This is a genomic window from Pseudomonas sp. T8, from assembly GCF_024610635.1.
GTDB lineage: Bacteria > Pseudomonadota > Gammaproteobacteria > Pseudomonadales > Pseudomonadaceae > Aquipseudomonas > Aquipseudomonas chlororaphis_I.
Genome location: NZ_CP102374.1, coordinates 5,773,794 through 5,798,675 on the forward strand (window position 1 = coordinate 5,773,794; position 24,882 = coordinate 5,798,675).

General features: G+C 62.9%; 20 protein-coding genes. 10 read left to right on the plus strand and 10 right to left on the minus strand.

What is annotated here, in order from left to right:
* Window positions 1-47: 47 nt before the first annotated feature.
* Window positions 48-2,099, minus strand: coding sequence for a methionine--tRNA ligase (metG, locus tag NRG23_RS26255; RefSeq protein ID WP_103331139.1), 2,052 nt, complete (start codon window positions 2,097-2,099; stop codon window positions 48-50).
* 195 nt (window positions 2,100-2,294) lie between these two features.
* On the opposite strand from metG, the gene apbC reads away from it, so the two are divergent.
* Entirely contained in the window at window positions 2,295-3,389 is a 1,095-nt protein-coding gene (gene apbC / locus NRG23_RS26260) for an iron-sulfur cluster carrier protein ApbC (RefSeq protein WP_009050543.1), read from the plus strand.
* Window positions 3,390-3,460: 71 nt separating this feature from the next.
* On the opposite strand, the gene NRG23_RS26265 is transcribed toward apbC, so the two are convergent.
* The gene (locus NRG23_RS26265) at window positions 3,461-4,219 is read right to left on the minus strand and encodes an SDR family oxidoreductase (RefSeq protein WP_257372845.1); all 759 of its coding nucleotides are present in this window, start codon (window positions 4,217-4,219) and stop codon (window positions 3,461-3,463) included.
* A gap of 163 nt (window positions 4,220-4,382) precedes the next feature.
* On the opposite strand from NRG23_RS26265, the gene NRG23_RS26270 reads away from it, so the two are divergent.
* The 4 genes from NRG23_RS26270 to groL all read left to right on the plus strand — a co-directional run bounded on the left by NRG23_RS26270 (window position 4,383) and on the right by groL (window position 7,897).
* A complete protein-coding gene (locus tag NRG23_RS26270) occupies window positions 4,383-5,114 on the plus strand; it encodes a HugZ family protein (RefSeq protein WP_016703426.1) in 732 nt (243 codons plus the stop codon).
* Window positions 5,115-5,180: 66 nt separating this feature from the next.
* Window positions 5,181-5,657 (plus strand): FxsA family protein, encoded by a 477-nt coding sequence (locus NRG23_RS26275; RefSeq protein WP_007932702.1) that lies wholly within the window; start codon window positions 5,181-5,183, stop codon window positions 5,655-5,657.
* Window positions 5,658-5,910: 253 nt separating this feature from the next.
* Window positions 5,911-6,204, plus strand: a complete 294-nt coding sequence (locus NRG23_RS26280; RefSeq protein WP_009050540.1) for a co-chaperone GroES — start codon at window positions 5,911-5,913, stop codon at window positions 6,202-6,204.
* A 49-nt stretch (window positions 6,205-6,253) separates the two neighbouring features.
* The gene (gene groL / locus NRG23_RS26285; RefSeq protein WP_009050539.1) at window positions 6,254-7,897 is read left to right on the plus strand and encodes a chaperonin GroEL; all 1,644 of its coding nucleotides are present in this window, start codon (window positions 6,254-6,256) and stop codon (window positions 7,895-7,897) included.
* Window positions 7,898-8,056: 159 nt separating this feature from the next.
* Here the strand turns inward: groL and NRG23_RS26290 are convergent, their stop codons facing one another.
* Window positions 8,057-8,800, minus strand: coding sequence for a phosphatase PAP2 family protein (locus tag NRG23_RS26290; protein ID WP_101283353.1), 744 nt, complete (start codon window positions 8,798-8,800; stop codon window positions 8,057-8,059).
* Window positions 8,801-9,019: 219 nt separating this feature from the next.
* Here NRG23_RS26290 and colR point away from each other — a divergent pair, with 219 nt between their 5' ends.
* From colR to NRG23_RS26315, 5 genes are all read left to right on the plus strand, one after another.
* Complete coding sequence (gene colR, locus NRG23_RS26295) at window positions 9,020-9,703, plus strand: two-component system response regulator ColR (protein WP_009050537.1); 684 nt, start codon at window positions 9,020-9,022, stop codon at window positions 9,701-9,703.
* Window positions 9,693-10,973, plus strand: coding sequence for a HAMP domain-containing sensor histidine kinase (locus NRG23_RS26300; protein WP_257372851.1), 1,281 nt, complete (start codon window positions 9,693-9,695; stop codon window positions 10,971-10,973). The genes colR and NRG23_RS26300 overlap by 11 nt, the downstream gene beginning before the upstream one ends.
* Window positions 10,974-11,166: 193 nt before the next feature.
* Window positions 11,167-11,847 carry a class I SAM-dependent methyltransferase gene (locus NRG23_RS26305; RefSeq protein WP_009050535.1) on the plus strand — a complete coding sequence of 227 codons (681 nt, stop codon included), beginning with the start codon at window positions 11,167-11,169 and terminating at the stop codon, window positions 11,845-11,847.
* 4 nt (window positions 11,848-11,851) lie between these two features.
* The gene (locus NRG23_RS26310; protein WP_016703354.1) at window positions 11,852-12,565 is read left to right on the plus strand and encodes a lipopolysaccharide kinase InaA family protein; all 714 of its coding nucleotides are present in this window, start codon (window positions 11,852-11,854) and stop codon (window positions 12,563-12,565) included.
* 2 nt (window positions 12,566-12,567) lie between these two features.
* Window positions 12,568-12,795, plus strand: coding sequence for a hypothetical protein (locus tag NRG23_RS26315; RefSeq protein WP_016703355.1), 228 nt, complete (start codon window positions 12,568-12,570; stop codon window positions 12,793-12,795).
* Between the two features lie 61 nt (window positions 12,796-12,856).
* Here NRG23_RS26315 and NRG23_RS26320 read toward each other — a convergent pair whose 3' ends face one another.
* The 7 genes from NRG23_RS26320 to NRG23_RS26350 form a co-directional block, all read right to left on the minus strand.
* Window positions 12,857-15,880 carry a multidrug efflux RND transporter permease subunit gene (locus tag NRG23_RS26320; RefSeq protein ID WP_009050532.1) on the minus strand — a complete coding sequence of 1,008 codons (3,024 nt, stop codon included), beginning with the start codon at window positions 15,878-15,880 and terminating at the stop codon, window positions 12,857-12,859.
* A gap of 13 nt (window positions 15,881-15,893) precedes the next feature.
* Window positions 15,894-17,045 carry an efflux RND transporter periplasmic adaptor subunit gene (locus NRG23_RS26325; RefSeq protein WP_009050531.1) on the minus strand — a complete coding sequence of 384 codons (1,152 nt, stop codon included), beginning with the start codon at window positions 17,043-17,045 and terminating at the stop codon, window positions 15,894-15,896.
* A 135-nt stretch (window positions 17,046-17,180) separates the two neighbouring features.
* The gene (locus NRG23_RS26330) at window positions 17,181-18,278 is read right to left on the minus strand and encodes a DUF1513 domain-containing protein (protein ID WP_124355356.1); all 1,098 of its coding nucleotides are present in this window, start codon (window positions 18,276-18,278) and stop codon (window positions 17,181-17,183) included.
* Window positions 18,279-18,280: 2 nt separating this feature from the next.
* A complete protein-coding gene (locus NRG23_RS26335) occupies window positions 18,281-19,345 on the minus strand; it encodes an imelysin family protein (RefSeq protein ID WP_028683269.1) in 1,065 nt (354 codons plus the stop codon).
* Window positions 19,346-19,375: 30 nt separating this feature from the next.
* A complete protein-coding gene (locus NRG23_RS26340; protein ID WP_257372856.1) occupies window positions 19,376-20,803 on the minus strand; it encodes a di-heme oxidoredictase family protein in 1,428 nt (475 codons plus the stop codon).
* Window positions 20,804-21,072: 269 nt separating this feature from the next.
* On the minus strand, window positions 21,073-22,416 hold the full coding sequence (locus NRG23_RS26345) for an imelysin family protein (protein WP_009050527.1): 1,344 nt from the start codon (window positions 22,414-22,416) through the stop codon (window positions 21,073-21,075).
* Between the two features lie 163 nt (window positions 22,417-22,579).
* Window positions 22,580-24,631, minus strand: a complete 2,052-nt coding sequence (locus NRG23_RS26350) for a bifunctional diguanylate cyclase/phosphodiesterase (RefSeq protein WP_009050526.1) — start codon at window positions 24,629-24,631, stop codon at window positions 22,580-22,582.
* Window positions 24,632-24,882: the final 251 nt, after the last annotated feature.

Sequence of the window (24,882 nt, forward strand, 5' to 3'; positions counted from 1 at the left end):
CCCCGCCACGCAGCGGCGCGACGGGGGGATCGATCCTGCGGGCAGATTTACTTGATCCGCTGACCCGGCTTGGCGCCGCTGTCCGGGCTCAGCAGGTAGATCTCTTCGCCGCCAGGGCCGGCCGCCATCACCATGCCTTCGGAAATACCGAATTTCATTTTCCGTGGCTTGAGGTTGGCGATCATCATGGTCAGGCGACCGTCGAGCTTGGACGGATCCGGGTAGGCGCTCTTGATCCCGGAGAACACGTTGCGTTGCTCGTCACCGATATCCAGGGTCAGGCGCAGCAGCTTGTCGGCGCCTTCCACGTGCTCGGCCTTGACGATCAGGGCCACGCGCAGGTCGACGGCGGCGAAAGTGTCGAAGTCGATTTCTGGCGACAGCGGATCCTTGGCCAGCTCGCCGTTGCCCGCAGGCTTGGCTTCGCCGGTATCGGTCTGGCTGGCGGTCAGGTCTTCTTTCGAGGCGTCGGTCATGGCTTGTACTTTTACTGGGTCGATCCGCGTCATCAGCGGCTTGAATTCATTCAACTGATGGTTGCTCAGCAGGCTCTGGTGGTCGTTCCAGGTCAGTGGGGCGACGTTGAGGAACGCCTCGGCGTCGGCAGCCAGCAGCGGCAGCACCGGCTTGAGGAAGATCACCAGCTGGCGGAACAGGTTGACGCCGGTGGCGCAGATGGCCTGGACCTCATCCTGCTTGCCTTCCTGCTTGTTCAACGACCATGGCGCCTTGTCGGCGATCCAGGCGTTGGCGCGGTCGGCCAGGGCCATGGTTTCACGCATGGCGCGGGCGAAGTCGCGGGCCTCGTAGGCGTCGGCGATGCTTGGCGCGGCTGCGAGGAAGGCGTCGGTCAGCTCCGGCGCGGCGTTCTGGTCCACCAGCACACCGGCGTTGCCTTTGTGGATGAAGCCGGCGCAACGGCTGGCGATGTTCACCACCTTGCCCACCAGGTCGGAGTTGACCTTCTGCACGAAGTCTTCGAGGTTCAGGTCCAGGTCGTCGACGCCACGGCCCAGCTTGGCCGCGTAGTAGTAGCGCAGGTATTCCGGCGACAGGTGGTCGAGGTAGGTCCGGGCCTTGATGAAGGTGCCGCGGGACTTGGACATCTTCTGGCCGTTGACGGTCAGGTAGCCGTGCACGTTGATGCCGGTCGGCTTGCGGTAGCCGGCGCCTTCGAGCATGGCTGGCCAGAACAGCGCGTGGAAGTTGACGATGTCCTTGCCGATGAAGTGGTACAGCTCGGCCGTCGAGTCCTTGCCCCAGAACGCGTCGAAGTCCAGCTCCGGCGTGCGATTGCACAGGTTCTTGAAGCTGGCCATGTAGCCGATCGGCGCGTCCAGCCAGACGTAGAAGTACTTGCCCGGCTCGTCAGGAATCTCGAAGCCGAAATACGGCGCATCGCGGGAGATGTCCCACTGCTGCAGGCCGACATCCAGCCATTCGGCGATCTTGTTCGCCACGGCGTCCTGCAGGGTGCCGCTGCGGGTCCACTCCTGCAGCATCTGCTGGAAGTCCGGCAGCTTGAAGAAGAAGTGCTGGGAATCCTTGAGCACCGGGGTGGCGCCGGAAATCGCCGACTTCGGATCCTTCAGGTCGGTCGGGGCGTAGGTGGCGCCGCATTTTTCGCAGTTGTCGCCGTACTGGTCCTCGGTGCCGCATTTCGGGCAGGTGCCCTTGATGAAGCGGTCGGCCAGGAACATTTGTTTTTCCGGGTCGAAATACTGAGTGATCGAGCGCGTGGCGATGTGCCCGGCGTCGCGCAGCTTCAGGTAGATCTGGCTCGACAGCTCACGGTTTTCTTCGGCGTGGGTCGAGTGGAAGTTGTCGAAGTCCACCAGGAAGTCGGCAAAGTCGGCGCTGTGTTCAGCCTGGACGTTGGCGATCAGTTGTTCCGGGGTGATGCCTTCCTTTTCCGCGCGCAGCATGATGGCCGAGCCGTGAGCGTCGTCGGCGCAGACATAGATGCATTGGTTGCCGCGGTGCTTCTGGAAGCGCACCCACATATCGGTCTGGATATATTCCAGCATATGGCCGAGGTGGATCGAACCATTGGCATAGGGCAGGGCGCTGGTGACGAGGATCTTGCGTGGCTCGGACATGGGGCTCGGCTACTTGATGAAACGGAGGTCGGCCACTATAAAGCGCCGAGAAATATATTTCACCCCGTGAGCCCGGTTTTCCACGGCCATCCTAGCCATCGGCGAGCGTGCTATATGATGCTTTGGCATCCCGCCCACGCCACGGAACAGGTAGGATAGCCGCCTGATTTTCCCGTCTTGTTATCGGAGTTGCCCATGAGCGCCGTCAATCGCGCAGCGGTGGAAGCCGTTCTTCGCCAATACACCGACCCTTACCTGAACCAGGACCCGGTCAGCGCCGGTTGTGTCCGTTCCATCGACATCCAGGGCGACGAGGTGCGTGTCGAACTGGAGATCGGTTATGCCGCCGGTCTGTTCAAGAGCGGCTGGGCCCAGTTGCTGAAGCTGGCCATCGAGAACATGGACGGCGTGGTCGTCGCTCGCGTCAATGTCACCAGCGTGATTGCCGCGCACAAGGCCCAGGCACAGATTCCGGGCCTGGCCAACGTCAAGAACGTGGTGGCGGTGGCGTCCGGCAAGGGTGGCGTGGGCAAGTCCACCACCGCGGCCAACCTGGCCCTGGCGTTGGCCCGCGAAGGCGCCAAGGTAGGGATTCTCGATGCCGACATCTATGGCCCGAGCCAGGGCATCATGTTCGGCATCGCCGAGGGCACCCGGCCGCAGGTCAAGGACCAGAAATGGTTCGTGCCGATCAAGTCCCACGGGGTCGAGGTCATGTCCATGGCTTTCCTGACCGATGACAACACGCCGATGGTCTGGCGCGGGCCGATGGTCTCCGGCGCCCTGCTGCAACTGGTGACCCAGACCGCCTGGGGCGACCTGGACTACCTGGTGATCGACATGCCGCCAGGCACCGGCGATATCCAGCTGACCCTGGCGCAGAAGGTCCCGGTGGCTGGCGCAGTCATCGTCACCACCCCGCAGGACCTGGCGCTGCTGGACGCGCGCAAGGGCGTGGAGATGTTCCGCAAGGTCAACATCCCGGTGCTGGGCGTGGTGGAAAACATGGCGGTGCACATCTGCTCCAACTGCGGCCACGCCGAGCACCTGTTTGGCGAAGGCGGTGGCGAGAAGCTGGCGACCCAGTACGGCGTCGAACTGCTGGCCTCGCTGCCGCTGTCGATGCTGATTCGCGAGCAGGCCGATGGCGGCAAGCCGACCGTGATCGCCGAGCCGGAAAGCCAGATCGCCATGGTCTACCAGGAACTGGCCCGCCATGTCGGCGCGCGCATCGTGCTGCAGGAAGCCGCGGCGCCGGCAATGCCGAACATTACCGTCAGCGACGACTGAGCCGGCTGGGCAAACAAAAAAGCCCGGTGCAGTGCACCGGGCTTTTTTATGGGTGTTTTAGGGGGCGGGGTTCAGACCCGCAGGCCGCCGTCCAGCTCGAGGATCCGACCGGTGTAGTAGTCGTTCTCGAAGATATAGGCCGCCGAGTGAGCGATTTCTTCCGGCTTGCCCATGCGCTTGAGCGGGATGCCGGAGGTCATTTTCTCCAGGGCTTCGGGTTTCATGCCCAGGGTCATTTCGGTTTCGATGAAGCCCGGTGCGATGCCGGCCACGCGAATGCCGTAGCGCGCCAGCTCCTTGGCCCAGGTCACGGTCGCCGCGGCGACCCCGGCCTTGGCGGCGGAGTAGTTGGTCTGGCCGATATTGCCGGCACGGGAGATCGAGGAAATATTGATGATCGCGCCACTGGTTTTCAGCTCGATCATCTTCGCCGCGACTTCGCGGGTGCAGAGGAATACGCCGGTGAGGTTGACGTCGATCACCGACTGCCACTGGGCCAGGCTCATCTTGGTCATTTCGCCGTCCTTGACCTTGAGCAGCAGGCCGTCGCGCAGGATGCCGGCGTTATTGATCAGGCCGTGAATGGCGCCGAAGTCGGCGGCGACCTGGGCGACCATGTGTTCCACCTGCTCTTCATTGGCGACGTTGCACAGGTAGGCGCGGGCCTCGACTCCCGCGGCCTGGCAGGCGGCAACGGCCTGGTCGAGTTTTTCCTGGTTCAGGTCGACCAGCGCCAGCCTGGTGCCTTTGCTGGCGAAATACTCCGCCATGGAGCGGCCCAGACCCTGGCAACCGCCGGTGATAATGATTACTTTGTCATTGAGTTGCATTCGCATGCTCCGAAAGCAGAACTGGAGTGGTGTCCTTTAAGGCGCCTCTCTTGTGCGTCGGGCATGGCCTGGCTGCAGATTGAGAATTGCCCCGATGGCGTCGCTGGAACTTTGCTCCAGACGCCCGTCCGTTTTAGACGGATTCTATATAAGGAGTCATAAATTGAGCGTTGAAGCTGCGAAGCATGCACGAGAATTACTGCTCAAGGAATACCGTGGCGTGCTGTCGACGCACTCCAAGGCCATGCCGGGTTTTCCCTTTGGCTCGGTGGTTCCTTATTGCCTGGACGAGCAGGGGCGGCCACTGATCCTGATCAGCCGTATTGCCCAGCACACCCATAACCTGCAGAAGGATCCCAAGTGTTCGCTGCTGGTGGGCGAGCGCGACGCCGAGGACGTCCAGGCGGTGGGCCGCCTGACTTATCTGGCCGAAGCCGAAAAGCTCGAGGACGCCGCGGCGATCGAGGCGGCAGCCGAACGCTACTACCGGTATTTCCCGGAGTCGCAGAATTACCACAAGGCCCACGATTTCGATTTCTGGCTGCTCAAGCCGGTGCGTCATCGCTACATCGGCGGCTTTGGCGCGATCCACTGGATCGACCAGGTAACGCTGGCCAACCCGTTTGCCGGCAAGGCCGAGCTGAGCATGGTCGAACACATGAACAGCGATCACGCCAAGGCCATCGCCCATTACGTCGACCTGGCCGGGTTGCCGAAAACCGCGGCGGCGCAACTGGCCGGCATCGATACCGAAGGCATGCACCTGCGGATCGGCCAGGGGTTGTACTGGCTGCCGTTCCCCAGCCCTTGTAATACGCCGACACAAGTGCGCGAGGCCTTGGTTTTTCTGGCTCACGCCGAGCAATGGCCGAAAAATGCCGGGGCCGAGGCTTGAATTCACGAATTGCCGACGTCATCTAGGGTCTACTGGAAGGCATTCTTCCGTAGAGGAAACCATTTGATGCGCCCTTTTCTGTTGCTCTTTCTGCTGTTCCCGGTGCTAGAGCTGTTCGTATTCGTCAAAGTCAGCGGTGCGATCGGGTTTTTCCCGGCGTTGCTGCTGATCATCCTGGGCTCGATGCTGGGTGTGCTGGTCCTGCGCGTCGCGGGGCTGGCCACGGCATTGCGTGCCCGTGAAAGCCTGAACCGCGGCGAGCTGCCGGCCCAGACCATGCTCGAAGGCCTGATGCTGGCCCTGGCGGGCGGCCTGTTGATCCTGCCTGGCTTCATCAGTGACGTATTCGGCCTGTTCATGCTGTTGCCGATCACCCGTCGCCTGCTGGCCAACAAGATGCGCCAGCGTGCCGAAGAACAGGCCATTCGTCAGCGTGCCTTTGCCGACGATATGCAGGCCGCCCGTGGCGGACCCGCGCCGCAGCGCCCTCTGGGCCGCGAGCCGAATGTGATCGAAGGCGAGTTCGAGCACCGCGATTCCTGAGTCTCTCAATGATCGACACGGCACCTTCGGGTGCCGTGTTCGTTTTGCCCGGCTGAAAATCTAAAAAATTTCACTGGGCAGCCCTTGTAATAAGCATATGCGCCCACATGTATCGGTCACCGCAAGGTTTCTGGTGGCAACACCAGACAGACTTCCGCGTCTCGCTCGTCGAGCCGCAACCGGCCACGCCGGATTTGTTAACCCGCCGGTAACGACACCGGCCGCTGAAAACCATAATTAGGAGAGATCGACAATGAAGCTTCGTCCTCTGCATGACCGCGTCGTCATCCGTCGCAGCGAAGAAGAATCGAAAACCGCTGGCGGTATCGTTCTGCCAGGTTCGGCCGCTGAAAAACCTAACCGTGGCGAAATCGTCGCTGTAGGTACCGGTCGTATCCTCGACAACGGTGAAGTACGTGCGCTGGCCGTGAAAGTGGGTGACAAGGTTGTGTTCGGCCCTTACTCCGGCAGCAACACTGTGAAAGTAGACGGCGAAGACCTGCTGGTAATGGCTGAGAACGAAATTCTCGCCGTTATCGAAGGCTGATTACCCGCTCATTTTCCCGTTACTACAAAGTATTTAAGGAATATCGATCATGGCTGCTAAAGAAGTTAAATTCGGCGACTCCGCCCGCAAGAAAATGCTCACCGGCGTTAACGTCCTGGCTGACGCGGTAAAAGCGACCCTGGGCCCGAAAGGCCGTAACGTGATCATCGAGAAGAGCTTCGGCGCTCCGACCATCACCAAGGACGGCGTTTCCGTCGCCAAAGAAATCGAGCTGAAAGATCGCTTCGAAAACATGGGCGCACAGCTGGTAAAAGACGTTGCTTCCCGTGCCAACGATGACGCCGGCGACGGTACCACCACCGCTACCGTACTGGCTCAGTCGATCGTCAACGAAGGCCTGAAAGCCGTCGCTGCCGGCATGAACCCGATGGACCTGAAGCGCGGCATCGACAAGGCGACCATCGCCATCGTCAAAGAGCTCAAAGGTCTGTCCAAGCCATGCGCCGATTCCAAGGCGATCGCTCAGGTCGGCACCATCTCCGCCAACTCCGACAACTCCATCGGCGACATCATTGCCGAAGCCATGGAAAAAGTCGGTAAAGAAGGCGTGATCACCGTTGAAGAAGGCTCGGGCCTGGAAAACGAACTGTCTGTCGTTGAAGGCATGCAGTTCGACCGTGGCTACCTGTCCCCTTACTTCATCAACAAGCCGGACACCATGGTCGCCGAGCTGGACGGCCCGCTGATCCTGCTGGTGGACAAGAAGATCTCCAACATCCGCGAAATGCTGCCAGTGCTGGAAGCCGTTGCCAAAGCCGGCCGCCCACTGCTGATCGTGGCTGAAGACGTTGAAGGCGAAGCCCTGGCGACTCTGGTTGTGAACAACATGCGTGGCATCGTCAAAGTTGCTGCCGTCAAGGCACCAGGCTTCGGCGACCGTCGCAAGGCCATGCTGCAGGACATCGCCGTCCTGACCGGCGGTACCGTTATCTCCGAAGAGATCGGCCTGAGCCTGGAAAGCACCACCCTGGAGCACCTGGGTAACGCCAAGCGCGTGATCCTGTCCAAAGAAAACACCACCATCATCGACGGTGCTGGCGTTGAAGCGGACATCCAGGCTCGTGTGACCCAGATCCGTCAACAAGTGGCCGACACTTCGTCCGACTACGACCGTGAAAAACTGCAAGAGCGTCTGGCCAAGCTGTCCGGCGGCGTTGCGGTGATCAAGGTTGGCGCCGGTTCCGAAGTTGAAATGAAAGAGAAGAAAGCCCGCGTTGAAGACGCCCTGCACGCTACCCGTGCAGCCGTTGAAGAAGGCGTGGTGCCTGGCGGTGGCGTAGCCCTGATCCGTGCTCTGCAATCGATCAGCGGCCTGAAAGGCGACAACGCCGACCAGGACGTGGGTATCGCTGTTCTGCGTCGCGCTGTCGAAGCGCCTCTGCGCCAGATCGTTGCCAACTCCGGCGACGAGCCAAGCGTAGTGGTCGACAAGGTCAAGCAGGGTTCGGGTAACTACGGTTACAACGCTGCTACCAGCGAATACGGCGACATGATCGAAATGGGCATCCTGGACCCAACCAAGGTGACCCGTTCGGCGCTGCAAGCGGCATCCTCCATCGGCGGTCTGATCCTGACCACCGAAGCGGCTGTTGCTGAAATCGCTGAAGACAAGCCTGCAGCTGGCGGCATGCCAGACATGGGCGGCATGGGTGGCATGGGCGGCATGATGTAAGCCAGCCTTACCCCGTACGAAAAAGCCCCGCCGGCGAAAGCCGGCGGGGCTTTTTTATGGGCGGGATATTTTGCTGCCGGTGCGCTTGTTATCGCGAGCAAGCTCGCTCCTACAAAGAGTGCATGGTTCTGTAGAAGCGAGCTTGCTCGCGAAAAGACCTCAGGCGTTGACCGCTTCCGCCTCCACCACCGGTTCAACCTTGGCTGCCGGTCGATAGAGAATGAAGTAGTACGCCCCCAGGCAGATCAGCCAGCAGAAGATCGCGGTCCAGACGTTGTGGGAGAAGAAGTGCGCGCCCTGCAGCATGCGCCCGACCGAGAACACCGTACCGAGGGCAAAGGCGAACACCAGCGCCTTGCGCGCCAGGCGTGGGCGGCGGTCACGCAGGACAAAAAACAGCGCGAACAGGGTGAAACCGGTGGCGGCATGGCCGCCTGGCCAGCAGCGACCGGGCTTGTCGGTCGCTGGCCGGGGGCTGAGCAGTTCGCTGTAGGTTTCCTTGCCGCCGAACTCCTTCAGGCTCCACGGGCACTGCACGGCGGTGACCGCCTTGACCGGGGTGACGAACGCGGTGGCCAGGCCCAGGGACAGCACCAGGCAACCCAGTTCGCGCTTGAACGGCTTGAGACGCGGGACGAAGAAGGCGCCGATGAAGCCGACGATGGCCAGCACCGAAAAGACGATGACCGCCTGCTTGGCCCGGTCATGCAGGATATTTTCCAGGAAATAACTGTGGCCGCCGATGAAACCGCCAGCGGCGGGGTCATAAAAGTAATGGGCCAGGTCCATGTCCAGGGAGGTCAGTTCAAGCAGCAGCAAGCTGACGGCAGCCAGGGCGGGAACGCCCAGGCAGATCCACCAGTTCAGCGCTCTGGAGGCGGGGCGGGCGAGGGTCGGAGCCATGGAAAGTCCTTCGAGGGAAGCGTTGCGGTCGCGGGTTCCCGCGGAGTCTGGAGCCGCCCTTGTCGTCGGCGTGTGAACCCTGGGTGAAAAACTCGTCAAGGCCCTGGAACCCTGCGGCGGCGTTCGCCGCGGGAGATTGAACAACCCTAGCCGTCAGCCACGCTTGGCCTTAAGCTGCGCGAGCCAAGACGGCCGTAACTGTGTGCGGAGAGAGTGCCCATGCGAATTCTACTGGTTGAAGACAACCGCGATATTCTGGCCAACCTGGCCGACTACCTGGGGCTTAAAGGCTACACCGTGGACTGCGCCCAGGACGGTCTGTCGGGCCTGCACCTGGCCGCCACCGAACATTACGACCTGATCGTGCTCGACATCATGCTGCCGGGGATCGATGGCTACACCCTGTGCAAGCGCCTGCGCGAGGATGCCCGCCGCGATACGCCGGTGATCATGCTCACTGCCCGCGACCAACTGGACGATCGCCTGCAAGGCTTCAAGTCCGGGGCCGACGATTACCTGGTCAAGCCCTTCGCCTTGTCCGAGCTGGCCGCGCGGGTCGAGGCAGTCATGCGCCGCACCCAGGGCGGCGGGCGCCGGGCCCTGCAGGTCGGAGACCTGAGTTATGACCTCGACACCCTGGAAGTCACCCGCGAAGGGCGCCTGCTCAAGCTCAACCCGGTGGGCCTGAAGTTGCTGGCGGTGCTGATGCAGAAGAGCCCGCATGTGCTGCGCCGGGAAATTCTCGAAGAAGCGCTGTGGGGCGACGACTGCCCGGACAGCGACAGCCTGCGCAGCCACGTCCACCAATTGCGCCAGGTGATCGACAAGCCGTTCGGCAAACCGTTGCTGCATACCGTGCACGGTGTCGGTTACCGCCTGGCCGAGGGTCGTGATGGAGTTTAAGCAAAGCCTTTCCCAGCGGATCATCATCGCCTTTGCGCTGATGAGTGCGCTGGTCGCTGGAGCCTTCGCCCTGGGTATCGTGGCGACGGTGCACCTGGTGGAAGAGAAGCTGATTTCCGCGGGCCTGGGGGGCGACCTTCAGCGTCTGCTGTTGATGGACAACGTTTCCGACTGGAGCCACCGTCCCGAGCCGGACCAGCTGTTTTACTTCAGCGGCGGGCGCGGCGACTTCGAGCTGCCCAAGGATCTGCGGCACCTGGATCCGGGGTTTCATGAGGTATTCCGCGAACAGCTGTCGTACCACGCCATGGTCGAAGTGGTCGACGGTAGGCGCTACGTGCTGCTGCAGGATCAGAGCGATTTCGAAGAGCGCGAACGGGTGCTCTTCGCGGTGGTGCTGGTGGGCTTCGTGCTGAGCCTGGCCTTGGCGGTGTTCCTTGGCTGGGTGCTGGCGCGCCGGGTCATGGCGCCGGTGGTGAGGCTGGCGCGCCAGGTGCGGCATCGCGACCAGTTGCTGGGGCTGGCGCCGCCGTTGGCACCGGACTACGCGGCCGACGAAGTCGGGGAGTTGGCGGTGGCCTTCGACGCCACCCTGGGGCGCCTGCGCCAGGCCCTGAACCGCGAGCGCCTGTTCACCAGCGATGTCAGTCACGAACTGCGTACGCCGCTGATGGTACTGGCCAGCTCCTGCGAGCTGTTGCTGGAAAACCCGGCGATCGATCAGCGCGGTCGGGCCCAGGTCGAGCGCATCGCCCGGGCATGCGGCGAGATGCGCGAGCTGGTGCAGACCTTCCTGATGCTGGCCCGCGCCCAGCGCGAAGACGGCGGTATGTCGCCCCAGGCGACCTTGAGCCAGGTGGCCGAGGACCTGGTAGGCCTGTGGGGCGGACCGATCCGGCAAAAGGGCCTCGAGCTGATCTTCGACGCCGGCCAACCGCTGGACACCCGCTATAACGCCACCTTCCTGCACGCGGTGATGGGCAACCTGCTGCGCAATGCCTTGCACTACACCGAGCAGGGCTTCATTCGCTTGAGCCTGGAACCCCGCGGTTTTGTGGTCGAGGACAGCGGTGTCGGCATTCCCGAGGAGAAACGCGAGGCGATGTTCGAGCCCTTCGTGCGCGGCAACGAGAAGCGCGGCGAGGGCCTGGGCCTGGGCTTGTCGCTGGTGCAGCGGATCTGCGAGGACCAGGGCTGGAGCGTCAGCCTCAGCACCATGGAGCCCAACGGTTGCCGGTTTCATGTCGAGTTGAACCACCGCACGGCATGACGGGTCTCTATGGCTTCAGCGTGGGCCGTCAGGTCGGGAAATTTCCTGGTTGATGGCCCCAGGCCACCCGTGAGAGCCTGTAAAACCCTGAAATATTTCCACTCTGGACCGGACGAAGTTTTCACAAAGACATGACCTGACGCTGACAAGCCGCTGCCTAAGGTGGGGGCCATCAGATTCAGGAGACTGTGTGATGGCGACCCCGATCAAGCTGGAATTTTCCGAGAAGTACGACGAACAACACGCTCAGGAGTACCTGCTCAAACATCAGGATGGCGTAGCGCGCCGAATGTCCCACAAGCGTGACGAGCAGTTGGCGCGTGCGGCGCTGGCCATGGCCGGAGAGCCGGGCCTGGTGCTTGACCTGCCCTGTGGTGCCGGGCGTTTCTGGCCGTTGCTGGCGGAGAAACCCAATCGCGTGATCATCGGGGCGGACAACTCCGCGGCGATGTTGAGGATCGCCACGGTGGCGCAACCGGCCGAGGTGGTGAAACGGGTACAACCCTTGCAGACCTCTGCCTTTGACATCGACTTGCCGGACAACGCCGTCGACAGCATTTTCTGCATGCGCCTGCTGCATCACATCGGCGAGTCGTCCCATCGCCTGGCTCTGCTCCGGGAGTTCCAGCGGGTTACCCGGGACAGCGTGATCGTTTCACTGTGGGTCGATGGCAACTTCAAGGCCTGGAAGCGCAAGCGCATGGAAGTCCGGCGCAAGGAGGAATCCGGGCAGGAAGGTTACCAGAACCGTTTTGTGTTACCGGCTGCCACGGTTGAAGAAGAATTCAAGCAGGCCGGGTTTCGCGTTCAGGATCATCTGGACTTTTTTCCGCTCTACGCCATGTGGCGAGTCTACGTATTACGCAAGAGGTAACAGGATGGCCGTTGAATGTGCACCGGGAATGGAAGTCGCTGCTGCGGACCGTTTCGACTACTTCTGGAATCAGCAGGGGGAGTGGGTCGAAGAGCCCAATCAACGTCGAGGCGGGGAAAGTGGCGTCCAACGTCTTCCGGGCACTGACGGGCGTGTGCTGTATGCCAAGCGCCAGGTCGGCCATATCTATCGCAGCTGGTTGCACCCCTTCGGCCGTCCTACGGTGCTGCGCGAGCAGGATGCGCTCAAGGGCCTGAGCCAGCTCAATGTGGAGGTGCCGCACCTGGTGTTCTGCGGTGCGCAACGTGATTCCCAGGGCCAGTGGCGTGCCTTGCTGGTGACCGAGGCGCTGGACGGCTTCGTGGAAATCGACCACTGGTACGCCGCTGGCGAACGCGAGCGCCACGGCGAGGCCCTGCACGAGCGTGTGCTCAAGGAGCTGGCGGCCACGCTGGCGCGCATGCACCGGGGCCGCTGGCAGCATGGCTGCCTGTATAGCAAGCATGTGTTCGTGCGGGTCATGGGCGAGGGCGAAGCGGCGAAGGTGGATATCGCACTGCTGGATTTCGAGAAATGCCGCCAGCGCCTGACCGCTAAACGGGCTGCCGCCCATGACATGAAACAATTACGTCGCCACTCGTCGTGGAGTACCACGGACTGGGACAAACTCAACTATTTTTATAGGACGGCGTTTGGCAGCGCTATCAAAGGCTTATAGTGATGAAGCTCGAAATTGCACGAGGTTTGTTTTTAGTAGGAGCCTTGGCAGTTGCATCCTTGGCTGTGGCTGCCTGGGAGCAGCCACGCATGGAAGTTCTCAGCACGGCGCAGGGTGATGCGCATTGCCCGTTGCCACGGGTCGTCAAGACGACCCAGGCAGCCCAACCCGATCGTGATCTTTTGTTGTTCATGTTCGGCCTGACTCAGGGAATGAGGCCGCAAAGTTGAAGACCATCAAGCCCGATAAAAAGGCCTCGCATCGCGAGGCCTTTTTTATTGCCTGTGTCCTTCACTTGTCCGGTCTGGCCAGCAGGGTGTAGATGCAGGGCAGCACGAACAGGGTGAACAGGGTGCCGATCGACATCCCCGTGGCGATCACCGTGCCGATGTCGAACCGGCTGACCGCGCCGGCACCGGTGGCCAGGATCAGCGGCACCATGCCGAAGACCATCGCCGCGGTGGTCATCAATACCGGCCGCAGGCGAATGGCCGCGGCGGCTTCCACGGCCTCGCGCGGCGTCAGTCCCTGGTCCTTGCGCAGCTGGTTGGCGAACTCGACGATCAGGATCCCGTGCTTGCTGATCAGGCCGATCAGGGTCACCAGCCCGACCTGGGTATAGATGTTCATGCTCGACCAGCCGAGAAACAGTGGGATCAAGGCCCCGCAGATCGACAGCGGCACCGTTACCAGGATCACCACCGGATCGCGGAAGCTCTCGAACTGCGCCGCCAGCACCAGGAAAATGATCGCCAGCGCCAGGCCAAAGGTCACCCACAGCGCGCTGCCTTCCTGGACGAACTGTCGCGAGGCCCCGGCATAGTCGAAGGCGTAGCCCGGCGGGGCTTCTTCCTCGGCGATCTGGCGCACGGTATCGATCGCTTCACCCATGCTCACGACCGGGAACCCGGAAATGGTGGCGGCGTTGAGTTGCTGGAACTGGTTGAGCTGCCGTGGCCGGGCCCGATCATGGACGCTGATCAGGGTCGACAGCGGCAGCGCCTCGCCCTTGGCGTTTTTCACGTAGTAGTTGTTCAGCCATTCGGGGTTGTCGCGATAAGGCCGTTCGACCTGGGCGATGACCTTGTAGCTGCGGCCCTCGATGGTGAAGCGGTTGATTTCCGCCTCACCGAGCAAGGTGGCCAGGGTCCCGCCCAGGTCCAGCATCGACACGCCCATCTGCGCCGCCTTGGCGCGGTCGATGTCGACCACCACTTCCGGCTTGTCGAAGGCCAGGTCGATATCGACGAAGGCGAACTTTCCCGACTCCATGGCGCGCTTCTTCACTCGGTCGGACAGTTCCAGCAACGACTCGTAATCGTTGGGGCTGTTGATGATGAAGGCGAACGGCAGCCCTTCGCCGGTGCCCGGCAGGGACGGCAGGTTGAAACCGAAGACCTGCAGCCCGGCAATGCCCGCGAGCCGGGCCTGGACCTCGGGCAGGATCTGCATCTGCGTGCGGTCGCGCTCGTTCCAGGGCTTGAGCAGGAAACCGCCGATACCCGATTGCACGCCGTTGAAGCCGTTGATCTGGAACGAGGAGTAGTACTCGGGGAACGTCTTGAAGATCTCCAGGAACTCGTCGGTATAGGCGTTGAGGTAATCCAGGTTGGCCGGCTGGGGCGCGGTGGCCATCATGAAAATGATGCCCTGGTCCTCGTCCGGGGCCAGTTCCGATTTGGTGAACATGAGCAGGACCGGGATCAGGCACAGCACGATCAGGGCGAACACCAGCACCACCGGCCGGGTGTTGAGGGTGCCATGCAGCAGGCTCTGGTAGCGGCGCTTGAGGCTTTCGAAAATCAGGTCGAGACGGTGGGCCAGGCCGCTGGGGTTTTCGTCGTGGCGCAGCAGCAGGGCGCACATCATCGGCGACAGGGTCAGGGCGACGATGCCGGAAATCACCACCGCGCCGGCCAGGGTCAGGGCGAACTCCTTGAACAGCGCCCCGGTGAGCCCCTGCAGGAAGCCGATGGGGGCGTAGACCGCGGCCAGGGTGATGGTCATCGACACCACCGGCATGGCGATTTCCCGGGCGCCTTCGAGGGCCGCGTCCAGTGGCGTCTTGCCTTCCTCGATATGGCGGTGGATGTTTTCCACCACCACGATGGCGTCGTCCACCACCAGGCCGATGGCCAGCACCATCGCCAGCAGGGTCAGCAGGTTGATCGAGTAGCCCATCAACTGCATGAAGAACATCACGCCGATCATCGACAGAGGAATGGTCACCACCGGGATCACCACCGAACGCAGCGCGCCGAGGAACAGGAACACCACCACGATCACGATCAGCACGGCTTCGAACAGGGTCTTCACCACCTCGTTGATCGAGGCCTGGATGAACAGCGTGGCGTCGTAGGCGATCTCCAACTTGAGGTTGGGCGGCAGCTGGGCCTCCAGCTCCGGCATGATCTTGCGCACTTCCTTGATCACGTCCAGCGGGTTGGCATTGGGGGTCGCCTTGATGCCGATGTAGACCGAAGGGATGCCGCCAAAGGAGCTGATCGCGTTGTAGTTCTCCGCGCCCATCTCGACCCGTGCCACGTCGCTGAGCAGTACCCGGCTGTCGCCCTCGGTCCGCAGGGGAATGGCGGCGAAGGCTTCGGCGGATTTCAGCTCGGTGCTGGCGTTGATGCTGGTGACCACGTACTCGCCCTTGACCTCGCCGGCCGCGGACAAAAAGTTGTAGCGGCGCACTGCGCTGGTCACGTCGCTGGCGCTCAGGCCGTAGCCGGCGAGCTTGACCGGGTCCAGCCACAAACGCATGGCGAACACCTGGTTGCCGAGGATCTCGGCCTCGGCCATGCCCGGCAGGGTCGCCAGCTTCGGCTGGATCACCCGCGACAGGTAGTCGGTGATCTGCGGGTTGTTCAGCTCCTGGCTGAAGAAGCTGATGTACATCAGCGCCGAGGCGTCGGCGGCTTCCTTGCTCAGCACCGGGTCCTCGGCGTCCTGGGGCAGCTTGTTTTTCACCTCGTTGGCCTTGGCCAGCAGCTCGGTGAACAGGCGGTCGCTGTTGGCGCCGATACGGGCGTAGACCGAGATCACCGAGAAGTTCTGGCGACTCACCGAGGTCATGTAGTCGATGCCCTCGGCACTGGCCAGGCTCTGCTGCATCGGCTGGGTGATATAGCCCTGGATGGTCTCGGCGTTGGCCCCGGGGTAGGCGGTGGTGACCGTGATCAGGGCGTTCTCCATCTGTGGGTACTGGCGCAGCGGCAGTTTGCTCCAGGCCTGGAAACCCAGCAGCACGATCAGCAGGCTGACCACGGTGGCCAGCACCGGACGACGGATGAACGGATCTGTAAAAGCCATGAGGATTCCTTGATCAGTTCGTGCGTGGCTGGCCGCTCTGTTCGGTGGGCAGCATCTTGTCCGGGGTGATGGCGATGTGCGCGCCATGGTCCAGCTTGATCTGCCCGCCGCTTACCACCTGTTCGCCGTTGCTCACGCCCTTGTTGATCAGCACCAGGCCGTTGCGCCGTTCGCCGGTTTCGATGAAACGCCGCTCGGCGATCAGCACCGGCTGGCCCTTGTCGTCTTTCTCGGGGCTGCCATCGGCGGCCTTTTTCTCGGCCACCACGTACAGCGAGTTACCGTACAGGGTGTAGGTGATGGCGCTTTCCGGTACCACCACCCGGGGCTGCGGATCGGGCAGCAGCACCTGCAGGTTGGTGAACATGCCCGGCAGCAGCTTGCCGTCGGGGTTGGCCAGGGTGGCGCGCACCTGCACGTTGCGCGTGGTGTCTTCGACCTTGGGGTTGATGGCGCTGATGGTGGCGGTGAACTGTTCCGCCGGGTAGGCGGCGACCATCACGCTGACCGACTGGCCCAGGGCGATTTTCGGCACTGCCTGTTCCGGGACGAAGAAGTCCACGTACAGGCTGCTGAGGTCCTGCAGGGTGGCGATCACCGTGCCGCTGGCCAGGTAGTCGCCGACGTCCACATGGCGAATGCCGATGGTGCCGCTGAAGGGTGCGATCAGGCGTTTTTTCGCCAGCGCCGCCTTGAGCTGATTGACCGTGGCCTTGTTCTTTTGCAGCACCGCCGACAATCGATCGTATTCGCCGCGGGAAATCGCCTGGCTGCCCACCAGCTGGCTGCCGCGGCCATAATCAAGCTGGGACAGGCCCAGGTCGGCCTTGGCGGTTTCCAGCAGGGCGCTTTCCACGTCGCTGTCGAGTTGCAGCAAGGGCTGGCCGGCCGTGACCTTCTGCCCGGATTCGAATTGCAGTTCCTTGACGGTACCGGCCACTTCCAGGCTGAGGTTGACCCCCTGCAGGGCCTTGAGGGTGCCGACCGTGGGCAGGCGGGTTTGCCACGGTTGTTCGCGAGCCGTGGCCACGGCCACGCTGATCGGCGGCTTGGGCACCGAGAAGAGCTTGACCTGCTGATAGATGGAGAAGGCCTTGTAGCCTGCCAGCAACAGCACGATCAGCAGGACGACACCCAACATGATAAACATGCGGCGACGCAGCATATTCCGGTTCCTTGGAAAACGAAGCTGGGAAAACCAAGCTGATTGCCGGAGACATTACTCCGACTTTCCGGGGGCTTCCAGATGACAATCCGGTCATCCGGAGTCCTGTTTTCCAATCCTGCGTGGCGGTGAAAACTAGACCAGGTGCAAATGGTTGTCCCAGAGCCCTGCCGGCAAATCCAGGGGCTTTGCCACCAGTTGTTTCTGGCGGCAGTCGTAGAAGCGGCAACGCCCCTGGCCCGAGGTCACGACAAAACCATCGGCCACCGCACCGACTCCGGCACAGTCCGGCAAGGGCGCGTCCAGGCGCACTTCGGCGCTGTCCAGGTCCCAGATGAAAAAGCGATTGCCGCGCGGAGCGGTGAGGGCCACCAGGCGCAGTTCGCTGTGCACCGCGACGCTGGCGGTGTAATGCCCCATCGCCTGCAACTGGTGCTCGGCCACCGGGAAGGCCTGGAACGGCTGCCCCGGGCGCTTGATCGCCAGCAACTGCGAGGACTCATGGGTATCGCCCATGAACTGCTGGCCGGTGACTATGGTGCCGTCGCCGGCGATGCCCATGTGGCGCACGCTGTTCATCTGCTGGGCCAGGGTTTCCTTGCTCAGCAGGCTGCCGTCGCGCTGCATCAGCACCAGGCTCGGTTCCATGGCGTTGAGGTTCATCTCGACGCGGCTTTCCGCTTCGGTGCGAATCCCGCCGTTGGCCACCACCAGGGTTTCGCCGTCCGGCATCCACGACACCTGGTGCGGGCCGATGCCGTGGGTCGGGATCTCGCCGCTGTGCACCAGGCGTTCGCCCTCGAACCGGTACACCCCGAGCAGGCCGCGACCCGGATCGCTTGTGTCGTTCTCGGTGGCGTACAGCCAGTCGCCGCTCTTGTGGATCACCGCGTGGCCATAGAAATGCCGGTTGGGTTGCGAGGCCAGGGTTTGCAGCAAGGCGCCGTCACGCAGGTCGATCAGGTAGCTTTCGGTGCCCGGGCGGCGGGCGACGAACAGGGCGATCGGCAGCGTCGGGTGGTTGACGATGTCATGGCAGCGTTGACCGACCTGGGTGGCGAACACTGGCTGGCCATCCAGGCGATAGCCGACGGCGTAGTGCTTGCCGTCGCCGTCATCCCGCGCCGAGAGCAGCAGCGGGCCCTGGTCCTTGTGCTTGAACAGCGTCCAGCCACCCAGTGTGACGGCGCTCAGCAGCAGGCTGCCGAGTGCCAGAGCCTGACGTCGCAGCATGATCAGTCACCGTCGTTGGCGTTGAAGCCCAGTTGGATGCCCAGCGCCTTGGCCAGTTCGCCTTCGTGCAGGCGGTGGACGACGTTGAGGCTGTCGTAGATATCGTTCAGTTGCTGGCGGCCGGCGTCGTCGGCCAGCAGCTCGGTCAGCGAGCGCTGGGTGCTGGCGAACAGCTTCAGCGAGGCGGCGTAGGCGGCGTCGATCTTGTCGGCCAGCGGCTTCTGCTCGGCCGGCAACAGGCCGCGCAGGCCCTTGTTGTCGACCCCGGCCCAGACGGTCTGGGCCGCGGCGAGGCTGGCTTCCAGGCTCTGCATGGACGACTGGCTGCGCCAGGCGTCGGCCTGGAACGGCTGCGGAATGCCCTTGCTCTGACGGCCCATCGGCGTGCCGAGCTTCTTCTTCAGGGTGTCCAGCGCGGTGACCTGGACCCGCAGCAGATCGGCGATGGCCTCATGGGAGTCGGCGTAACGCTGGTTGGGGAACTTGCTCAGCTGCGCGAGCATGCCGTCGCTGGTGTTCCAGCGCGACAGGATCTCTTCGGCGAGCTGTTTCTGGCGCTCGCCAATGGCGCTCAGCAGTGGGCAGTAGCGGGCTTTCTGCGCGCTGTCGGCCATGTCGATCTTGGCGTCGAACAGGATGTACTCGTAGGCCGAGAGGCCCTGTACCACAACACTGGATTTGGCCAGGGCGGCGGCGTCGATCTGTGGCGTGGCGGTGACCAGCTGTTCGACCTGACGGCCGACCAGGTTCTTCTTGTCCGGCCAGAACTGCACCTGCCAGGAGCGGTTGCCCTCGGCCAGCGGGCCGATCAGCAAGGGTTGCAGTTCGGCCCAGGCTTTCTGCGCGTGCAGGAAGTCGGCACGGGCGGTGTCCAGGCTTTGCTTGCCCTCACAGAAGGCCAGGGCGCTGATCGCCAGCTGGCGGTCGGCTTCGACCCAACGGCTGTAGGTCGGCAGGATCACCTGCTTGGCGATGGCCGCCGAGGTCACGGCTTGTGGGTCCTGCGGCGAGCAGGCGCCCAGGGCGAGCGCGGCAAGGCTGGTGAACAACAGCTTGGGACGGAACATGTTCGGGCTCCCGGTTCTTGTAGGAAGGCGTTAAAGAGAATTCAGGAATGCCAGCAACGCAGCGCGCTGCTCGGCATTGAAGGATAAAACCTGTTGCTGCGCCGCCCGGGCTTCGCCGCCATGCCAGAGCACGGCTTCGAGCAGGTTGCGGGCGCGGCCGTCATGCAGGAACTGGGTGTGGCCACTGACCGTTTGCGTCAGGCCGATCCCCCACAGCGGCGGCGTGCGCCAGTCGCGGCCGCCGGCCTGGAATTCGCTGCGATTGTCGGCCAGGCCTTCGCCCATGTCGTGCAGCAGCAGGTCGCTGTAGGGGCGGATCACTTGATTGGCCAGCTCGGGTTCCGCGGCATCGACGGCGGTGGTGAATTGGGGGGTATGACAGGACTGGCAGCCGGCCTGGTAGAACAGGTTCTTGCCGGCCAGGACTTGTGGCGAGCCAACATCGCGGCGCGCCGGCACCCCGAGGTTGCGGCTGTAGAACAGCACCAGGCGCAGGATGTTGTCGCTGACTTCCGGTTCGCCATCCGGCCCGTTGCCATTGGGGGCTTGCTTGCAGGCGGTCTGGGCGTCGGTGCAGTCATCGAAGGGTCTCAGGCTGGTGGTCAGGCCCATATCACCAGAGAACGCGTGAACATTTTGTTGATTGAGGTTGGGTTGTCCGGCTTTCCAGCCAAAACGCCCGAGTACGGTCTTTTGCTGGGCGTCGTCCCAGACCCGGTTCGGCCGGCCGGCGATGCCGTTGCCAGCCTTGGCCTGCGCTTGGGCATTGGCCAGGATCGCCGCCTCGGGGATGGCTTCGAGCAGGCCCAGGCCGATCATCGGTGGGGCCACGCGCGCCGAGAAACGGGTGTCGGGATGCATCGGGCCATAGCCGAGCTGGGTGATCTGCAGCTTCGGCTTGCGCAGTTCGACTTCGCTGCCGTCCTTGAAACGCACGGTCAGCGGTTCGTACTCGACCCGCACCTTGCCTTCCGGGGCGACGCCAGGCACCGCCATGTCCTGGAACTGCCCGCCGTACACCGGCTCGGGCACTATGCCCAGCTGCTCGATGACCTTGGCGTAGGCCGGCTCATTGGGGATCGACAGGCGCACCAGCATCGACACCGCGTTGTCCGAGTCGGGCGTCGGCGGGTGGCCGCGGCCGTCCTTGATATGGCAGTTCTGGCAGCCGTTGGTATTGAACAGCGGGCCCAGGCCATCGCGGGCGGTGGTGGTCGAGGGGGCGATCACCCAGGGGCTGCGAAAGAAACTGTTGCCGACGCTGAAGTCCAGGCGCCGGGTCGGCGACAGGTTGGCCGACGGCATGGAAAAGGCGTTCTGGTCGCTCTTGCGCACGGTCGCTTCACCGCCGGAACGCGCTTCGCCCGGCTCGGCCTGGGTAAAACGCGGGGCGTCATCGCAGGCGCTCAGGCTCAAGGCCATGAACAGCGCAGACCAGCGAAGCAGCGATCGGGGCATCGGATATCCTGCAGGACGAGCAAAACAAGGGCGCAAAGTCTAACAGGGCAGGGGAGTTTGAATAAGAGGAATTATCGTTCCGCTTGACCTGAGGCAAGCGCGGAGCACCCGCTTGTAGCCGCTGCCGAAGGCTGCGCTCGCCACCGAAGGGGGCGCAGGGTTTCAAGATCGCTGAAGGCCTGCGGCCTTATCGCAGCCTGCGGCAGCGGCTACAGGCCAGGCACAAAAAAGGCGACCCGAAGGTCGCCTTTTCATTCCCGCAACGCTGATCAGAACTCGTGATCGGCGTTGTCCGGGTTCAGGTCGCTGATGCCCAGCTTGCCCGCAGCCTGTTCGATCGAACCGGTCTGCTTGACCAGCGCGGCGATGGCGTCACGCACGATCTGGTTGCCCGCGTCGTTGCCGGCGGCGATCAGCTGGTCGTAGTGCTCACCCTTGTTGGCGTGATCGACCATGACCTGGATCTTGGCTTCGGTGGCGGCCAGGTCGGCTTTCAGCGTGGTATCGGCGGCCGGGTCGATTTTCGCTACCAGCGACGACAGGCTGGCGCCGGTCAGCTTGGTACCGTCGACGCGGGTGTACTCGCCCAGGTACACGTTGCGAATGCCCTTGGCATCGTAGAAGTGCGAGTTGTGGGTGTTGTCGCTGAAGCAGTCCTGCTCGTCTTCAGGGGAGTTGGCTTCCAGGGACACCTTCATGCGCTCGCCCGCCAGTTCGCCCAGGGACAGGCTGCCCATGCCGAACAGCATTTTGCGCAGGCCGCTTTCAGCCGGTTCGGCTTCCAGGGTGGCGCGGTAGTTGTCGGCCACGTTCGGTTTCCAGTTGCCGACCATTTCCTCCAGGTCGTTGACCAGCAATTGGGTCACGGCTTTCAGGTAGGCACGGCGACGGTCGTTGTGGCCACCGGTGGCGCCGGCGCCTTCCAGGTAGTCGGAAGCCGGGCGGTTGCCGGCGCCAGGGCCGGTGCCGTTCAGGTCCTGGCCCCAGAGCAGGAATTCGATGGCGTGGTAGCCGGTGGCGACGTTGGCCTCGGAACCGCCCAGCTCGTTGAGGCTGGCGAGTTTTTCCGGGGTGATGTCTTTCACGTCGACCTTGTCTTCGCCGACCTGGACTTCGGTGTTGGCGATGATGTTGGCGGTGGCGCCCGGGTTACCCAGTGCGTGCTCGTAGGACTTGTCGACGTAGTCGATCAGGCCTTCGTCCAGCGGCCAGGAGTTCACCTGACCTTCCCAGTCGTCGACGATGGTGTTGCCGAAGCGGAACACTTCGCTCTGCAGGTAAGGCACGCGAGCGGCGACCCAGGCAGCCTTGGCGGCTTTCAGGGTGTCGGCGTTGGGTTTGGCGAGGAAGGCGTCGATTGCGGTCTGCAGGGTCTTCGCGGTGGATTCGGCATCGCTGTATACGGCGAAGACCATGTCGGCGTAATGCGCGACAACCGCCTTGGCCGCCGCTTCATCGACCTTGCCGGCCGCAGGAGCGGTGGCCGGGGCTGCGGTGCTGGCGGCTGGAGCAGCGGCTTGCGGCGCGGCAGCCTTGTCTTTGCCTTCGCCGCAACCGGCGAGGGAAATAGCGATGGCCAACAGACTGGCGGTAGCCAGAGGCATACGAATCATGGCGAACATCCTGCTTCGAGAGAGGGGTGGACTGGCGCGAGGGGCGCGCAAAACTGCGACATAATGCGAAAGATTTGCATTATGTGTAAAGGGTTGTGGTTGTAAATATTTCCTATTCAGGAAGCGATTGCGCTGGATCAGGCTTAGGCGCGCAATCGTGCTTTCAGAGGATGGCCGCGTTACTGCGCTGGGCCTGTTTCAGGTAGGCGCTCAGCTCCCGTGCCGGCAGGGGTTTGCTGTAGTGATAACCCTGACCTTCGTGGCAGCCTTCGGAGATGATGTAGGCCTCCTGCTCGGCGGTTTCCACGCCCTCGGCGATCACCTGCATGCCCAGGCTTTTGCCCAGCTGGATGATCGCCCGCACGATGGTCGCATCGTCGTCGTCATCCAGCAGGTCCTGGACGAAGCTCTTGTCGATCTTGATCTTGTCCAGCGGCAGGCTCTTGAGGTAGCTCAGGGACGAGTAGCCGGTGCCGAAGTCGTCGATGGCGATCAGCGCACCCGAGCGGCGCAGGCTCAGCAGGTGCTGGGCGGCGGTGCTGATGTCTTCCATCAGGCCGGTTTCGGTGACTTCCAGCTCCAGGCTGCGCGGCGGCAGGCGGTAGATCTGCAGCAGGTTGTTGACCACCCGTGGCAGTTCGGCGTGGTGCAGTTGCACGGTGGACAGGTTGACCGCCATGCGCAGGTCGCTGAAGCCCAGGTCATGCCATTCGCGCAACTGGCGGCAGGCCTGGTCCAGCACCCATTCGCCGATGGCGATGATGGTGCCGTTCTGCTCGGCCAGGGGGATGAACAGGTCCGGCGGGACGAAGCCGTGTTCCGGATGCTGCCAGCGCAGCAGCGCCTCGACCCCGACCACCCGATGATCGCGGTAGCTGATCTGCGGCTGGTAGACCAGGTGGAACTGCTGGCGGGTCAGGGCTTCGCGCAGGTCCTTCTCCAGTTCGCGGCGCCGGCGCATCTCGCTGTCGACACTGGCGATGTAGAACTGATAACGGTTGCGCGACCGGCTCTTGGCCAGGGTCATGGTCTGTTCGGCTTTCTGCAGCAGCTTTTCGGTGCTGTCGCCGTCTTCCGGGAACAGGGTGATGCCGATGGTGGCGCGCAGGCGGATTTCCTGGTGGTCGAGGGCGAACGGCGCTTCCAGGTCGTCGAGAATGCTCTGCGCCAGTTCGGCGGCTTCGTAGGGTTGTTCGATATCGGCCTGGACCAGGGCGAACTGGTCGCCGCCGAGGCGGGCGAGGGCGCCCAGGCGACCGCTGTGGGCCCGCAGGCGATCGGCCAGGGCCAGCAGCAACTGGTCGCCGGTCTGGTAGCTGAACTGTTCGTTGATGCCCTTGAAGTCGTCGAGGCCGACACAGAGCACCGCGACCCGGCGTTGCAGGCGGCCGGCATCGATCAGGATCTTGTCCAGTTGCTGCTGCAACTGCTGGCGGTTGGGCAGGCCGGTGAGGAAGTCGTACTGGGCCATGCGCAGCAGGCTGTTTTCCGCTTCATGGCGCAGGTGCGTGTTGCGCTCGATCGACGCCAGCAACTGGTTGGCGGTATTGATCCAGATCCCCAGCTCGTTTCGCTCGTGGCCCTTGAGCAAGGGAATCTGATGCTCGCTGGGGCGGTCCGGGTTGATGGTGGTCAGGTGCTCGATGATCCGCGACAGCGGCTTGGTCAGCAGCCAGTGGTAAACCAGATACAGCACCAGGCCCATGGCCAGGGCGCGCAATACGCCGGAAATGAAAATGATCACCGAGCTGACGATGAAGCCCTGGCCGTAGGTGGCCGTGTCGAGGGTAATGCTCAGGTCGCCGTAGTATTCGCTGTAGGGGCCACGACCCACCAGCTGGGTGGTGAAGGTGCGCTCCTTGCCGAGGATCAGGTCGGTCAGCCAGCGGCTGGGAGATGTCTGCAACTCACGGGTTTTTTCCGCGAGCATGGTTTCGTTGGGATGGCCAATGGAGGCCATGCGCACGGCATCGTCCTGGAACAGGCCTTCGATGACTTGCATGCCCATTTCGCGGTCCAGGCTGTAAACGGCCTGGGTCGAGGGGTCGCGAAACATGTCGAGAATGCGCTGGGCATCATTAGCGACCGCCTGCCGAGTCTTGTAAGCATCGAAGACGATTTGTGCGCAGCTCAGAACTACGCCCACTATCAGTGCCGACAGCAGCACAACCCGGAGCAACTTCACCGACAAGCTGTTTTTGAGTTCCAGCTTCAAAGGGTTATTCCTTGTTCCGTGCGTGTAGCGTCAAGTTGCCATGAGTATTGGCAATCCCGTGATGGCAGTCAAAGGGACAATCAGGCCCAGGATATTTCACCTGTAGGCTTGGCTGGAATGCCGGGAGCCAGCCTATCCGCGCTTATCGGTTATATGTCGGTAGCCAAGCCTTGCAACTTGAGGGACGGCGGCGATTTTTTACCTGAGCGGATGTTAGCGCGCCGGGCTGGCGCGGCAAGCCGGCCGCTTGC

Excerpts from the sequence above, each read along its gene's own strand:
- metG (WP_103331139.1), bottom strand. The coding sequence starts at position 2,099 with ATGTCCGAGCCACGCAAGATCCTCGTCACCAGCGCCCTGCCCTATGCC.
- apbC (WP_009050543.1), top strand. The coding sequence starts at position 2,295 with ATGAGCGCCGTCAATCGCGCAGCGGTGGAAGCCGTTCTTCGCCAATAC.
- NRG23_RS26265 (WP_257372845.1), bottom strand. The coding sequence starts at position 4,219 with ATGCAACTCAATGACAAAGTAATCATTATCACCGGCGGTTGCCAGGGT.
- NRG23_RS26275 (WP_007932702.1), top strand. The coding sequence starts at position 5,181 with ATGCGCCCTTTTCTGTTGCTCTTTCTGCTGTTCCCGGTGCTAGAGCTG.
- NRG23_RS26280 (WP_009050540.1), top strand. The coding sequence starts at position 5,911 with ATGAAGCTTCGTCCTCTGCATGACCGCGTCGTCATCCGTCGCAGCGAA.
- groL (WP_009050539.1), top strand. The coding sequence starts at position 6,254 with ATGGCTGCTAAAGAAGTTAAATTCGGCGACTCCGCCCGCAAGAAAATG.
- NRG23_RS26290 (WP_101283353.1), bottom strand. The coding sequence starts at position 8,800 with ATGGCTCCGACCCTCGCCCGCCCCGCCTCCAGAGCGCTGAACTGGTGG.
- colR (WP_009050537.1), top strand. The coding sequence starts at position 9,020 with ATGCGAATTCTACTGGTTGAAGACAACCGCGATATTCTGGCCAACCTG.
- NRG23_RS26300 (WP_257372851.1), top strand. The coding sequence starts at position 9,693 with ATGGAGTTTAAGCAAAGCCTTTCCCAGCGGATCATCATCGCCTTTGCG.
- NRG23_RS26305 (WP_009050535.1), top strand. The coding sequence starts at position 11,167 with ATGGCGACCCCGATCAAGCTGGAATTTTCCGAGAAGTACGACGAACAA.
- NRG23_RS26310 (WP_016703354.1), top strand. The coding sequence starts at position 11,852 with ATGGCCGTTGAATGTGCACCGGGAATGGAAGTCGCTGCTGCGGACCGT.
- NRG23_RS26315 (WP_016703355.1), top strand. The coding sequence starts at position 12,568 with ATGAAGCTCGAAATTGCACGAGGTTTGTTTTTAGTAGGAGCCTTGGCA.
- NRG23_RS26320 (WP_009050532.1), bottom strand. The coding sequence starts at position 15,880 with ATGGCTTTTACAGATCCGTTCATCCGTCGTCCGGTGCTGGCCACCGTG.
- NRG23_RS26325 (WP_009050531.1), bottom strand. The coding sequence starts at position 17,045 with ATGCTGCGTCGCCGCATGTTTATCATGTTGGGTGTCGTCCTGCTGATC.
- NRG23_RS26330 (WP_124355356.1), bottom strand. The coding sequence starts at position 18,278 with ATGCTGCGACGTCAGGCTCTGGCACTCGGCAGCCTGCTGCTGAGCGCC.
- NRG23_RS26335 (WP_028683269.1), bottom strand. The coding sequence starts at position 19,345 with ATGTTCCGTCCCAAGCTGTTGTTCACCAGCCTTGCCGCGCTCGCCCTG.
- NRG23_RS26340 (WP_257372856.1), bottom strand. The coding sequence starts at position 20,803 with ATGCCCCGATCGCTGCTTCGCTGGTCTGCGCTGTTCATGGCCTTGAGC.
- NRG23_RS26345 (WP_009050527.1), bottom strand. The coding sequence starts at position 22,416 with ATGATTCGTATGCCTCTGGCTACCGCCAGTCTGTTGGCCATCGCTATT.